We start from the raw sequence: 12518 nt of genomic DNA, 5'->3' as shown, positions 1-12518 counted from the left end.
ACGCATCAATCCCGCTGATGCATACTACGCGACGTTCGATTGGAAACCAAGCCCGGAAAACGGCATGCTGCATTCATCGGATCAAACCCTGAGGATACGGCAATGACCACCACCATCGCTCTCTACAACACGCTTCGCCGCCCGGTGCTCGACCTCTTCACCGCGCCGTTCAGGCCTCGCAAGCGCGGCTTGCTCGACCGCCGCTCGCTGTCGGATCATTTCCTCAGGGATATCGGTATGCTTGACGGACGCGTGCCTCCCGGCACCATTGGCTAAGCAAGCTCTTTGACCAGGGGAGGGAAAGATGACTGTGCCATCCGAGGATCTGGCGAAGAGCCGCCAAACGATCAACGCCTATGAGGACTATGCCGAACGCTACGACGCTCTGGTGCGGCACGTTCCGAACCAAAGAGAACAGAAATGGCTGAAGCGCCTGGTGAAGATCGCCGGCAAAGGTGGCCGGATTCTGGAAGTCGGTTCGGGGCCCGGATACGATGCGGACTTCGTCGAAGGGCTCGGTGTCCAGGTTCGGCGCACAGACGCAACGAAGCGGTTTCTCGAGTTGCAGGCCGCACGCGGCAAGCATGGTGAGTTTCTCGATCTCATCACCGACGATCTCGGCGGCCCCTACGACGCGGTGCTCGCATTGTGCGTCCTGATCCACGTGCCGCGCGAGCAGGCCGACCAGGTGCTTGCCAAGATTGCCGGGTCGTTGCGGCCGGGCGGCGCCTTCCTCGTCTCGATGCGCATTGGCGATGGCGAGAAGAGCGGCGAATATCATACGGTCTACTGGCGCAGGGACGACTTCGCGGCCCGCCTTGAAAACGCCGGGCTGGTTCTTGTCGGAGACGAATTCAACGTCGGCCGCGATCGCGAAGAGTGGACCACCTTTCTGGCTGTGAGGCCGTCATGACGCGCCGCGGACTGTTTTTGTTCGTGCTGCTCAGCCTCCTGTGGGGCATTCCCTATTTGTTGATCAAGCTGGCGGTTGCCGAGGTGTCGGTGCCCTTCCTGGTCTTTGCCCGAACAGCCGTCGGCGCCCTGGCGCTGCTGCCCTTCGTCCTTGTCCAGCGCAGTTTCGGATGGCTGAAGACACATTGGCCGGCGGTCGCCGCATTCTGTCTGGTCGAGATGATCCTGCCATGGGGGCTGATCACCCATGGCGAAGTCAGCATCGACAGTTCCACCGCCGGACTGCTGATTGCCATGACGCCGGCGGTAACCGTCGCGCTCTCAAAGCTGATGGGCTCGGATGAGCGGCTGGGGATACGCCGCTGGACCGGTCTTTTCCTCGGTTTTGCCGGTGTCTTCGTGCTGGCGCTGCCGACCTTGGGTGGCGGATTTCTCGCGGTCGTCGAGATTCTCATGGCCGCGGCCTGCTATGCCTCGGGTTCGATCATCGCGTCGCGCTGGCTGAACGATGTGCCGGCAACCTCGCTGACGGCAGTCTGTCTGGCAGGGGCCGCGCTGATCTACGCCGTGCCGGCGGCGTTGGCCTGGCCGGCGGCCATGCCGTCGACAACGGTGGTTGGCGCAATCCTCGGTCTTGGCGTGTTTTGCACGGCGATCGCCTTCGCCACCTATTTTCTGCTGGTGCGGGAGATCGGCCCCGAACGGGCGGTCGTCATAACCTATGTGGCGCCCGCCGTCTCCGTGGCAGCCGGCGTGCTCGTCCTTTCAGAGCCGCTCGATATCGGCATTGTAGCGGCTTTCGCGCTCATCCTGTGCGGATCATATCTCGGCACGTGGCGCGCTCCGCCAGAACCGTCCGTGTCCGCGACCTCGGCAAGTTGACCGGCGGCCGCCAGCCGCCGTCAGAAATAAGGTCGCAGGTTCTCGCGAATGCGGTCCAGCACCGTCTTTCCCGAGATATCGGCGGTGAAGGTCTTGCCGGTGATGGTCTCAAAGGCCTGCGTGTAAACCCGCGATGTCTGCTCGATGAGCTCGGCGGGGATTTTCGGAATACGATCCTTGTAGGGATCGCAGCGCGCGGTCACCCAGGCGCGAATAAAGTCCTTGTCGAAACTTTGCGGCCGCTCGCCTGCCTTGAAACGCTCTTCATAGGTTGCCGCAAGCCAGTAGCGGCTTGAGTCGGGCGTATGGATTTCATCGGCAAGGATGATGGTGCCATCCTTGTTCGTGCCGAACTCATATTTGGTGTCGACCAGGATCAGGCCGCGCTTCGCGGCCAACGCTTTGCCGCGCGCAAACAGCGCCAGCGCATAGCGCGAGACTGTGTCCCATTGCTCTTCCGATAACAGGCCGCGCGTCAGGATCTCGTCGCGCGTCAAGGGCTCGTCATGACCGCCATCGAGCGCCTTGCTGGTCGGCGTGATGATGGCCTGCGGCAGCTTCTCATCGTCGCGCAGCCCGTCCGGCAGGCGGATGCCGTACATATCGCGTTCGCCGTTCTTGTATTTCGTCAGCACCGAAGTGCTGGTGGTGCCGGCGAGATAGTCGCGAACAACGATTTCCACCGGCAGAATGTCGAGCCTGGTGCCGACAACGACATTGGGGTCGGGATAATCGAGCACATGGTTTTGGCAGATGTCCGCCGTTTCCTCGAACCAGTAGCGCGCCGTCTGCGTCAGCAGCTCTCCCTTGAGAGGTATTGCGGTCAGGATCACATCGAAGGCGCTCAGCCGGTCGGTGGCGATGATGATGCGGCGGCCATCCGGCAGATCGTAATTCTCGCGGACCTTGCCTTTGTAGTGGTTCGGGAGTTCCGGAATGAAGGCATCCGAGAGAACGCGCAGTGCTGTCATCCTGGTCTCATGGCTCCTAACAGTTTGGGCGACTCTTAACAAAGTTGAGGGGGCTTCGATACCCGAGGAAGGGCGGTTCGTCCTTCGCGAATAATCAAGACATTGCCTTCGCCGTGCTATCTATTCGCAGCTTCCGACACTCCTGGGGGACGCGGTGGACGTAGAGCTCAAATTTCTGATTGTCGGATTTGCCTGCGCGATCGCGGGCGGTCTGTCGTTCATCACTTTCGTCAAATGGCGCGAGGTGCAGGCGATGAGCCACTGGCTGCCGGCGCCGGGCAAGATCATCTCGTCGCGCGTCGAGGCGCGTGAAGTCAGAAGGTCGGGCGTCGGCTCGGACAGCAGCGACACCACCGAGATGCGCAATTTTCCGGCGATCACCTTCGAATACAAGGTCGGTAAAAAGAAATTTCAAAGCTCGCGCTACAGCGTGAAGGAGAATCTGGGGAATTTCGAAGTCACCGAAACCCTGGCGCAGTTTCCCACCGGCGCTGAAGTGACCGTCTTCTACAATCCGGCCGATCCGGGCAAGGCCGTGATCGAACGCACCCTGCCGGACGGCGCCTTCAAGTTCATGGTCAAGCTCTCGGCCGGGCTGGTGATCGGCACGGTGGTGCTGGTGTTTTCGCTCGGTGGCGTGCTGGAGGCGATCCGGCCGCACCTGCCCAAGCCGCAGAACCTCGGCGCCGGAGCGCTGCTGCTGTTCATGGGCCTGATGATCCTGCGCATGGCCTTCGTCCAGAAGTCGCTTGCCGAGCAGGCGGCAAAATGGCCGGTCGCGCCCGGCCGCATCGATTCCTCCGGTCTGCAGGCGCTACGAAACTACAGCGGCCACCGACGCTGGAGCACCGTTTTCAAATCCCGCATCGTGTACAGCTACGGCGTCGCAGGCCAGCACTACACCTCAGACCGCGTCACCTTCGGCGCCACGGTCACCGCTTCAATGCCCGGCCTCGTCAGCAGCCAGGCGCGCAGCTATGCCGAGGGCGGCAAGGTCGACGTGCATTACGACCCAGCCAACCCCGCCTCGGCAGTGCTCGAATGCAGGGTGCGCGGGCTTTGGCTGCTGTGGGTCTGTTCGGCCGCGTTTCTGGGCGGCGCGGCTTGGCTGGTCGGTTTTATCTGAGGCGCCCACTTTCATGACAAGACATCCAATGATCGTCCGCAGGCTGGCCGTCGTTTGCCTGGCTCTGCTCGGCGCCGTGCAGGCAGCGAGCGCAAAAGAATGTCTGCTCAGCCATGCCACCTACCGCGAGCCGCGTTCGGGCGCGGTGATGCAATTCCGGCCGCTGAACAATGAGCCGGCGGCACTGACGGCCGAAGTGTTTTCGGTGACCGTGCCCAACACCGACACGCGCTTGCCGGCCGACATCACCTGGACCAATGGCAAAAATTCGTTTCCGCTCGGCACCATCCGCCATGCCTGCACCGACGACGACCGCGAAGCGGGGCTGGAGGACGGCAGCGGGATGTGCCGGATATGGACTGGCCAGGTCTATGCCTTGACCGGAGGCGGAGCCGAGCAGCTGAATTCACGCGAAGCGACACCGGCGCCGAAAGGCTGTTGCTGCCCGATTTCGGCGCGGGCTTCACCGAATTTGCCGATTTCGCCAATGCCAATCCGGACGGCTCGGCGTGGGACGCCTTCACATTGACAGGATGCAGCGATGAATAGCGCCATGAGACCGATTGTCTGGATATGCACGCTGTTTGCCTCGGCGACGATATCAGCCGCAGCGCGGGCGGACGAGCCGGCGCCATCCCGCCCGCCGATCGACAAATGCGTCTGGGAAAAGCTGGCCGACAAGACGATTGGGCTGGCCGCCTGGGTGCAGCGCTGCGATTTCGGCTTCCGCCAGATCCATTTCGAATTCGTCGACAACGCACTCGCCATCAAATACAGCGATGGCAGCGCGCCCGATCCGCTGATCGAGGTGTTCGACATCAAATCAGGCGAAACCGCCGAGGCCGCGGTGTTGCGCCTGTTGCTGGAAAAGACCGACAAATCAGTCAGCGCCCGCTGCGTGCTGACGCCCTACACCGAGGGCACCGTGCCCACCGGCGTCAAACGCTACACATTCAGCCCCGACGCCGCCTATTCCAAAGAGCTGAAAGCGCTTGCCAATGACGAAGTTCCCGAACCGCCCTGCGGCGACTGGGGCGAAATGCCGGATGGTATTCAGTATTTCGAGGCGCCGGCGGGTGAGGGGCGGAGGGTGCTGTTCGTTCGGGCGGGGCAGGACGAGCCGCTGTTCGACGATCAAACGCTGCGGGTGCCGGGATAGGATGTTGTCCTGAAGGGCTACCGCTTATGCCTCTACGTATTCCGCGAGACTGATTCCTTTGGGCACCTCCAGCCCATCGGCACGCAAGCCCTCGATGTGAAAGCGTATAGCGTCGCGAATTTCGATTTCTACTTCTGGCACGGTAGCACCAGTTGCGATGCAGCCGGGTAGGTCCGGCACATAGGCAGAGAAATTGTTGCCTGCTTTTTCAATCACCACCGCGTAACGCATATAGTCACTCCTTCAAACCGGACTGCTTGAGGATGCTGTTCAGTGTTCCTGGCGCAACCTCTTCAGATGGTTTGCCGGCCACGGTGACGCGGCCGGCTTTGGTTTTGTGCTTATATTGGCGATGACTGCCCTTGGTTGCAACCAGATACCAACCGTCGGTCTCCAGCAGGCGAATGACTTCGCGGACTGTAAGCCGAGGCGGCATGAGTTCTCAGCTGCACCCGCTCGTCGATCCACAAGTATCGCACTTCTCGCAGGTTCCGTTCCGCACCATGGTGAAGTTGTGGCATTCCGAGCATTCGTTGCCGGTGTAGCCTTGCATCAAGGATTGCTGACGCCGCGTGGAGGCAAGCGCCTTTGCCTCGGCCGCTTCTTTCGCTGCTTCGTCGGTGAACAAACCGGTGGGGTCGGCTGCCTCCTCGGAAACAATATCTTCGACCAATTCCTTGGCTCGCTCCTCATAGTCGCGCTTGTAGGCGATGGCTTCGTCGCTTGCTGGTTTAAGCGCCAGCACATTGGAGCCTGAGAACGCAGTTGGGGTGACCCGGGCAGGGGCCGCGGCAGGTGATCCGGCAAAACCCTTGGGTTCGCCACCTAGGCCAGACACCAACTTGACCGGCGAGGCGCCGCGGGTAAGGCCCTTCGAGAACGGCGTCGCCTTGCCTTCGTTGATGCCGCGTCCGAGCGCCGTCTTGTCGAAATCCGACTGGTCGACATGGGCGAGGTCGTGGCGGCCGAGGTAGGACACGGCGAGTTCGCGGAACACGTAGTCGAGGATCGACGTCGCATTCTTGATCGCGTCGTTGCCCTGCACCATGCCGGCCGGCTCGAATTTGGTGAAGGTGAAGGCCTCGACAAATTCCTCGAGCGGCACGCCATATTGCAAGCCAAGCGAGATGGCGATGGCGAAGTTGTTCATCATCGCCCGGAAAGCGGCGCCTTCTTTGTGCATGTCGATGAAGATCTCGCCGATGCGGCCGTCGTCGAATTCGCCCGTGCGCAGGTAGACCTTGTGGCCGCCGACGACTGCCTTCTGGGTGTAGCCCTTGCGGCGATTCGGCAGTTTTTCACGATCGCGGTAGAGGCGTTCGATGACGCGCTCGACGATCTTCTCGGTGACCTGCACGGCACGCTGTGAAGCGGGCGCCGCGATCAACTGCTCGACCGCATCGTCCTCGTCGTCCTCGCTGTCGGCGAGCAGCGACGAATTGAGCGGCTGCGACAGCTTCGAGCCGTCGCGATAGAGCGCGTTGGCCTTCAGCGCCAGCTTCCACGACAGCATGTAGGCGCCCTTGGCGTCTTCCACCGTCGCATCGTTGGGCATGTTGATGGTCTTGGAGATGGCGCCGGAGATGAAAGGCTGTGCCGCCGCCATCATCTGGATGTGGCTGTTGATGGACAGCGAGCGCTTGCCGATCTTGCCGCACGGGCTGGCGCAGTCGAACACCGCGAGATGCTCGGCCTTGAGGAAGGGCGCGCCTTCCAGCGTCATCGCACCGCAGACGTGGATGTTGGCGGCCTCGATGTCCTTTTTGGAGAAGCCCAGCGCCGGCAGCATCTCGAACGAGAAGTCGTTGAGCTGCTCGTCGGTGAAGCCGAACGTCTCCTTCACCCAGTCGGCGCCGAGCGTCCACTGGTTGAAGACGAACTTGATGTCGAAGGCCGACTTCAGTGCTGCATTGAGCGCCGCGATCTTGTCGTCAGTAAAACCCTTCGCCTTGAGCGAGCCGGGGTTGACCGCCGGCGCCTGGTTCATGTTGCCGTGACCGACCGCATAGGCCGCGATCTCGGCGATCTGGCTTTCTGAATAGCCCAGCGTGCGCAGCGCTTCCGGCACGGCGCGGTTGATGATCTTGAAGTAGCCGCCGCCGGCAAGCTTCTTGAACTTCACCAGCGCGAAGTCGGGCTCGATGCCGGTGGTATCGCAATCCATGACCAGGCCGATCGTGCCGGTCGGCGCAATCACGGTCGCCTGCGCATTGCGGTAGCCATGCTCTTCGCCGAGTTCGATGGCGCGGTCCCAGGCAGCCTTGGCGTGCGCGGCCAGTTCCTGCTGCTTCAGGTCGGACGCGACCAGCGGCACCGGATTGACGGCGAGCTTCTCGTAGCCCTGCTTTTCGCCATAGGCGGCACGGCGATGGTTGCGCATGACGCGCAGCATGTTCTGCGCATTGCGGTCGTAGTCGGCGAAGGCGCCGAGCTCGCCGGCCATCTCGGCCGAGGTGGCATAGGCGACGCCGGTCATGATGGCGGTGAGTGCTGCGCAGATGGCGCGGCCCTCGTCGGAATCATAGGGAATGCCGGACGTCATCAGCAGGCCGCCAATGTTGGCATAGCCGAGGCCGAGCGTGCGGTATTCGTAGGACTGCTTGGCGATCTCCTTCGACGGAAACTGCGCCATCATCACCGAGATTTCGAGAACGACGGTCCACAGCCGCACCGTGTGCTCGTAGGCGGCGATGTCGATCGTGCCGTCGGCATTGCGGTAGGGCAGCAGGTTGATCGAGGCCAGGTTGCAGGCCGTGTCGTCGAGGAACATGTATTCCGAGCACGGATTGGAGGCCCGGATCGCACCGGCCGAAGCGCAGGTGTGCCAGTCGTTCATCGTCGTGTTGAAATGCAGGCCCGGATCGGCCGAAGCCCAGGCGGCGTAGCCGATCTTTTCCCAGAGGTCGCGTGCCTTCAGCGTCTTCAGCACCTTGCCGTCCTTGCGGGCGGTCAGATGCCAGTCGGCGTCGTCCTCGACGGCGCGCAGGAAGTTGTCCTTCAGCGACACCGAATTGTTGGAGTTCTGGCCGGAAACGGTGAGGTAGGCGTCGGAATCCCAGTCGGTGTCGTAGGTCTTGAACGACATCGCGGTGTAGCCCTGCTTGGCGAACTGGATGACGCGGTAGATGTAGTTCTCCGGCACGGCCGACTTCTTGGCCGCCTTGATCTCGCGCTTCAGCGCGGTGTTGATCGACGGGTCGAAGCAATCGTCATCATGGCCTTCGCAGTTGATGCAGGCCTTCATGATCGCTTCGAGATGTTTTTTCACGATCTTGGAGCCGGTGACCAGCGCCGCCACCTTCTGCTCTTCATTGACCTTCCAGTCGATGAATTCCTCGATATCGGGATGGTCGGCGTCGACAATGACCATCTTGGCCGCACGACGCGTGGTGCCGCCCGACTTGATGGCGCCCGCCGCGCGGTCGCCGATCTTGAGGAAGCTCATCAGGCCGGACGAACGGCCGCCGCCCGACAGCTTTTCGCCTTCGCCGCGCAGCATCGAGAAATTGGAGCCGGTGCCCGAGCCATATTTGAACAGACGCGCTTCACGCACCCACAGGTCCATGATGCCGCCTTCGTTGACGAGATCGTCCTGCACGCCCTGGATGAAACAGGCATGCGGCTGCGGATGCTCGTAGGAGGACTTCGACTTGGTCAGCTTGCCGGTAAACGGGTCGACATAATAGTGGCCCTGGCTCGGACCATCGATGCCGTAGGCCCAGTGCAGGCCGGTGTTGAACCATTGCGGCGAGTTCGGCGCAACGCGCTGGGTGGCGAGCATATAGGCGAGTTCGTCGCGGAAGGCGCTCGCGTCTTCTTCCGACTTGAAGTAGCCGCCCTTGTAGCCCCAATAGGTCCAGGTGCCGGCCAGCCGGTCGAAGACCTGGCGGGCGTCGATTTCGGAACCGTAGCGCTCGGCTTCCGGCAGCTTCGCAAGCTCGGCCTCGTCGGCGACGGAGCGCCACAGGAAGGAGGGGACGTCGTTCTCCTCGACCTTCTTCAGGCGCGCGGGCACGCCGGCCTTGCGGAAATACTTCTGCGCCAGGATGTCGGCGGCAACCTGCGAGAACTGCGCCGGCACATCGATATTGTCCAAGCGGAACACCACCGAGCCGTCCGGATTCTTGATCTCCGAAAGCGCCTTGCGGAATTCGATCTCCGCGTAAGCTGATTGGCCTGGCTTGGTGAAACGACGCTCGATGCGCATTGGTCCGGTCCCTTTTGTCTATATATAGCGCTTTTCCCCGGGGATTTCTGCCCCCAATGCGAAACGCGCATGTCCGCCGTCTGCCGGCGTTCGAAAACACCGGCTCTCCTTGTGGCAGTCTTCGTCGCCTTGCCGGTCGAGCTTCTTACGAAGCCGCTGTTCCAACTCTGCGCCGAACCCTGCGGGTCCCTCAAAACTGAATTTTTCCTCGATTCCCTCGACCGAGGGAAATTCACATTATCTAGCGTCGAACCTGCCTGCAAACACTAAATATAGTGTTAACAGACAATTTATTCCAGTCCGACAAATCTCCCTTTTCGCTCCCGAAGCCCCCACGATCCAACGCTTCCGCCAGCCTCGTAAACAGGCGGAAATCATGGCCAAAACGCACAAAATCCGGGAAAAATGACCGGGCTCGAAACTCTCCGGTCGCGCCCTCAACAAGAGCACATGGCACATAAAAGGCGACTCGGTTTGCGTCGTCAAGGATTCGTTTGCGTAGCTTTTGTGACCCCAACATCTTGTGTGTCACATATGTGGATAACGGGGACAAAAAGCGGCTGAGGAAAGCCCGATTCTGCCGGCGTGGACCGCTGGTGAGCGGTTCACCCGAGACAGGCCCGGCCGGATTCTGGCTCACAGCCTTTTCATTTTAGCTGGCGTGCATTATGTCTTTGGCGTCGCGCGGGGGCGCGTCTTGTCAATTCCAAGAGCATCCGTTACGCCCCGCCCATGACAGTTACCGTCCGTTTTGCCCCCTCACCAACCGGCCGCATTCATATCGGCAATGCCCGCACCGCCTTGTTCAACTGGCTGTTTGCCATGAACAACAAGGGCCGTTTCATCCAGCGCTTCGACGACACAGACATTGCCCGCTCGAGGCAGGAATTTTCCGACGCCATCCTCTACGACCTGCACTGGCTGGGGATTTTTCCCGACGCCACCGAATACCAGTCGCGGCGCTTCGAAACTTACGACGCGGCGGTGGAGCGGCTGCAGAGAGCCGGCGTTGTCTATCCCTGCTACGAGACCCCCGAAGAACTCGACCTGCGCCGCAAGGTGCGCCGCACGCGCGGCCTGCCGCCGGTCTATGGCCGCGAGGCGCTGGCGCTTTCGCAGCAGCAGATCGCCGAATACCGCTCCGATGGCCGCCGGCCGCACTGGCGCTTTCTGCTGCCCAACTTCACCAGCGATCCGCTGCAGCCCGAACGCACCGAAATCCACTGGAACGATCTGGTGCGCGGCGAGGAAACCGTCGATCTGGCCTCACTGTCCGATCCGGTGCTGCGGCGCGAGGACGGCACTTATCTCTACACGCTGCCTTCGGTCGTTGACGACATCGAGATGGGGGTCAGTCATGTCATTCGCGGCGACGACCACGTCACCAACACCGGCGTGCAGATCGCGCTGTTCAAGGCATTGGGCGCCGAGCCGCCTGTCTTCGGCCACCACAATCTCTTGACCACGGCCTCGGGCGAGGGCCTGTCGAAGCGCAGCGGTGCGCTGTCGATCGAAAGCCTGCGCGAGGAGGGCATCGAACCGATGGCTGTGGCTTCGCTGGCCGTCCTTGTCGGCACCTCGGAAAATGTCGCGGCGGTGCATGACATGCCGGCACTGGCCGCGCGCTTCGATCCCGCCGCCACGTCGAAATCGGCGGCCAAATTCGACCCGGACGAGCTGTTCGTGCTCAATCGTGCGCTCATGCACCACATGCCGTTTTCCGAGGCGCGGGATCGGCTGATCGTGCTCGGCATCTCCGGCGACAAGGCCGAGCCGTTCTGGCTGGCGGTGCGCGGCAATCTCGACCGGCTGAGCGACGCGGTCGGCTGGTGGCGTATCCTTGCCGACGGCCCGCGGCCGGCGCCGGAATTTTCCGACGAGGATCGCGACTTCCTGCAGCAGGCCTTCGACCTGCTGCCGGAAGAGCCGTGGACCGGCACGGTCTGGAAAGACTGGACGGCCAGGATCAGGGAAGCCAGCGGCCGCAAGGGCAAGGCGCTGTTCATGCCGCTCAGGTTGGCCCTTACCGGACTTGCTTCCGGGCCGGAGCTTGCAGATCTATTGCCGCTGCTGGGTCGGGAAGGAACGCTGGCCCGACGACCCTGACCTTGCGCTGGTCCGGCGGGATCAGCGACACCGGCGACACCACCGGCTTGACGGCAAGGCGCTTGATGGCGGCGCGGTCGAGCCCGCCTTGTACGTTCGCCAGCGTCTCCGGATCCGCGCCCGGATCGGGTTTGGCCGCCGGCACCGGAATGAATGGCGTTGTCTCGGTATCAGGCTGCGATTGCTCGGGCGGTGGCGGGTTGCCGCCGATGATCTCGAAATTTCCGGCCTGCGCATTGCAGCCACAAGCCAGCGGCCGCGACATGTTGGGCTGTTTGTAGAGATAGGCGGTCGGCAACTCGCTGTAGGGCCTGCCGGTCACCGACGACGTCATGTTGGCCGAATCGTCTTCCATGCCGCGCGAATAGAACACCTGCATTTCGGTGCCGGGGCAGCTCGATTCGCAATTCTTCTGATCGCGCTCGAAATCGCCGAGCGAAGCCGAGTTCGACATCGGGAAGAAATAGCCGTCGCAGGTGCGCACGCAGCTCGTATGGAACTCGCCGCCGACCGTCGGGAAATCCGGCACGCCGGGCTGATTGAGCACCCGGCGCACATTGCGCTCCTCGCCGGGATCATCGGGCTGATCGAGCGTGTCGATCTGCCGGTTGCCGCCGAAAAGCTGGTCGAACAGATTGCCGTCGTCGGGTTCGCGGCTGGCTTCCTGCAGCGGCTCCCGGCGCGGCGCGGGCTCGTCGCGGCAGCCATTGGCGTCGAGCGCGGCCAGGATGCGGCCGCGGTCGCGCCGCGAGCCGCCGCCGGCAAGCTGCGCGCGCTTGGCTTGCAACGCATCGAGATTGGCGTTCATGCGATCGATGCTGCTGTTCAGCGCGGCACATTGGCTGACATTGCGCGAAAACAGCGAAATCCCGCAATTCGCATCGCTCGCACGACCGCGCACCTTTGATAGCTGTTCGAACTGGCGGGAGATGGCCTTGTCATACTTCCGCACCATGCTGGAATTGCCGCCGCCATTCGATGAAGAAGCAAGCTCGGCTTCCAGTTGACGGCAAACGCGGGAGGCGGCCTGCGGTTCAGTGGTGGCGACGGCCGAAAGCACAAGCGCTCCGAGCAGCGCAGCCAGGTGCTTCAGCCTCCATCGTCCGCCCGTCATTGCCCGAACCCCGCTTGCCTGCCTGTCTACCGGATTCGCCG

General features: G+C 62.2%; 12 protein-coding genes. 7 read left to right on the top strand and 5 right to left on the bottom strand.

Features of this window, described 5'->3' with window-relative positions; all coding sequences use genetic code 11:
• The first annotated feature begins 102 nt into the window (after nt 1-102).
• Genes NKJ76_RS04375 through NKJ76_RS04365 form a run of 3 tightly spaced genes read left to right on the top strand, consistent with a single transcriptional unit; the run spans nt 103 to nt 1794 of the window.
• Nucleotides 103-276, top strand: coding sequence for a hypothetical protein (locus NKJ76_RS04375; RefSeq protein WP_023669054.1), 174 nt, complete (start codon nt 103-105; stop codon nt 274-276).
• Nucleotides 277-304: 28 nt separating this feature from the next.
• The gene (locus tag NKJ76_RS04370) at nt 305-913 is read left to right on the top strand and encodes a class I SAM-dependent DNA methyltransferase (RefSeq protein WP_023669053.1); all 609 of its coding nucleotides are present in this window, start codon (nt 305-307) and stop codon (nt 911-913) included.
• Nucleotides 910-1794 (top strand): DMT family transporter, encoded by an 885-nt coding sequence (locus NKJ76_RS04365; RefSeq protein ID WP_023669052.1) that lies wholly within the window; start codon nt 910-912, stop codon nt 1792-1794. The genes NKJ76_RS04370 and NKJ76_RS04365 overlap by 4 nt, the downstream gene beginning before the upstream one ends.
• Nucleotides 1795-1814: 20 nt before the next feature.
• Here the strand turns inward: NKJ76_RS04365 and NKJ76_RS04360 are convergent, their stop codons facing one another.
• Complete coding sequence (locus NKJ76_RS04360) at nt 1815-2756, bottom strand: phosphoribosylaminoimidazolesuccinocarboxamide synthase (protein WP_352536991.1); 942 nt, start codon at nt 2754-2756, stop codon at nt 1815-1817.
• A gap of 163 nt (nt 2757-2919) precedes the next feature.
• Here NKJ76_RS04360 and NKJ76_RS04355 point away from each other — a divergent pair, with 163 nt between their 5' ends.
• From NKJ76_RS04355 to NKJ76_RS04345, 3 genes are read left to right on the top strand one after another with little or no spacing between them, the layout of a single operon-like run.
• Entirely contained in the window at nt 2920-3891 is a 972-nt protein-coding gene (locus NKJ76_RS04355; RefSeq protein ID WP_023669050.1) for a DUF3592 domain-containing protein, read from the top strand.
• Nucleotides 3892-3904: 13 nt separating this feature from the next.
• Nucleotides 3905-4420, top strand: coding sequence for a hypothetical protein (locus NKJ76_RS04350; RefSeq protein ID WP_245272087.1), 516 nt, complete (start codon nt 3905-3907; stop codon nt 4418-4420).
• Between the two features lie 24 nt (nt 4421-4444).
• The gene (locus NKJ76_RS04345; protein ID WP_245272086.1) at nt 4445-5050 is read left to right on the top strand and encodes a hypothetical protein; all 606 of its coding nucleotides are present in this window, start codon (nt 4445-4447) and stop codon (nt 5048-5050) included.
• A 24-nt stretch (nt 5051-5074) separates the two neighbouring features.
• On the opposite strand, the gene NKJ76_RS04340 is transcribed toward NKJ76_RS04345, so the two are convergent.
• From NKJ76_RS04340 to NKJ76_RS04330, 3 genes are read right to left on the bottom strand one after another with little or no spacing between them, the layout of a single operon-like run.
• The gene (locus NKJ76_RS04340) at nt 5075-5281 is read right to left on the bottom strand and encodes a type II toxin-antitoxin system HicB family antitoxin (protein ID WP_023669048.1); all 207 of its coding nucleotides are present in this window, start codon (nt 5279-5281) and stop codon (nt 5075-5077) included.
• Between the two features lie 4 nt (nt 5282-5285).
• Complete coding sequence (locus tag NKJ76_RS04335; RefSeq protein WP_023669047.1) at nt 5286-5486, bottom strand: type II toxin-antitoxin system HicA family toxin; 201 nt, start codon at nt 5484-5486, stop codon at nt 5286-5288.
• 6 nt (nt 5487-5492) lie between these two features.
• On the bottom strand, nt 5493-9257 hold the full coding sequence (locus tag NKJ76_RS04330) for a vitamin B12-dependent ribonucleotide reductase (RefSeq protein ID WP_352536843.1): 3765 nt from the start codon (nt 9255-9257) through the stop codon (nt 5493-5495).
• 732 nt (nt 9258-9989) lie between these two features.
• On the opposite strand from NKJ76_RS04330, the gene gltX reads away from it, so the two are divergent.
• Entirely contained in the window at nt 9990-11363 is a 1374-nt protein-coding gene (gene gltX / locus NKJ76_RS04325; RefSeq protein ID WP_027049499.1) for a glutamate--tRNA ligase, read from the top strand.
• Here gltX and NKJ76_RS04320 read toward each other — a convergent pair.
• Nucleotides 11281-12477 carry a DUF2865 domain-containing protein gene (locus tag NKJ76_RS04320; RefSeq protein ID WP_023734568.1) on the bottom strand — a complete coding sequence of 399 codons (1197 nt, stop codon included), beginning with the start codon at nt 12475-12477 and terminating at the stop codon, nt 11281-11283. The two genes, gltX and NKJ76_RS04320, sit on opposite strands and share 83 nt — an antisense overlap.
• Nucleotides 12478-12518: the final 41 nt, after the last annotated feature.

This window comes from Mesorhizobium sp. M0029 (assembly GCF_040323735.1).
Lineage (GTDB): Bacteria > Pseudomonadota > Alphaproteobacteria > Rhizobiales > Rhizobiaceae > Mesorhizobium.
The sequence above is the reverse complement of the archived record's forward strand: the minus strand, read 5'-3'. Positions and strand labels throughout refer to the sequence as shown.

Excerpts from the sequence above, each read along its gene's own strand:
- NKJ76_RS04365 (WP_023669052.1), top strand. The coding sequence starts at position 910 with ATGACGCGCCGCGGACTGTTTTTGTTCGTGCTGCTCAGCCTCCTGTGG.
- gltX (WP_027049499.1), top strand. The coding sequence starts at position 9,990 with ATGACAGTTACCGTCCGTTTTGCCCCCTCACCAACCGGCCGCATTCAT.
- NKJ76_RS04345 (WP_245272086.1), top strand. The coding sequence starts at position 4,445 with ATGAGACCGATTGTCTGGATATGCACGCTGTTTGCCTCGGCGACGATA.
- NKJ76_RS04340 (WP_023669048.1), bottom strand. The coding sequence starts at position 5,281 with ATGCGTTACGCGGTGGTGATTGAAAAAGCAGGCAACAATTTCTCTGCC.
- NKJ76_RS04335 (WP_023669047.1), bottom strand. The coding sequence starts at position 5,486 with ATGCCGCCTCGGCTTACAGTCCGCGAAGTCATTCGCCTGCTGGAGACC.
- NKJ76_RS04350 (WP_245272087.1), top strand. The coding sequence starts at position 3,905 with ATGACAAGACATCCAATGATCGTCCGCAGGCTGGCCGTCGTTTGCCTG.
- NKJ76_RS04330 (WP_352536843.1), bottom strand. The coding sequence starts at position 9,257 with ATGCGCATCGAGCGTCGTTTCACCAAGCCAGGCCAATCAGCTTACGCG.
- NKJ76_RS04370 (WP_023669053.1), top strand. The coding sequence starts at position 305 with ATGACTGTGCCATCCGAGGATCTGGCGAAGAGCCGCCAAACGATCAAC.
- NKJ76_RS04320 (WP_023734568.1), bottom strand. The coding sequence starts at position 12,477 with ATGACGGGCGGACGATGGAGGCTGAAGCACCTGGCTGCGCTGCTCGGA.
- NKJ76_RS04375 (WP_023669054.1), top strand. The coding sequence starts at position 103 with ATGACCACCACCATCGCTCTCTACAACACGCTTCGCCGCCCGGTGCTC.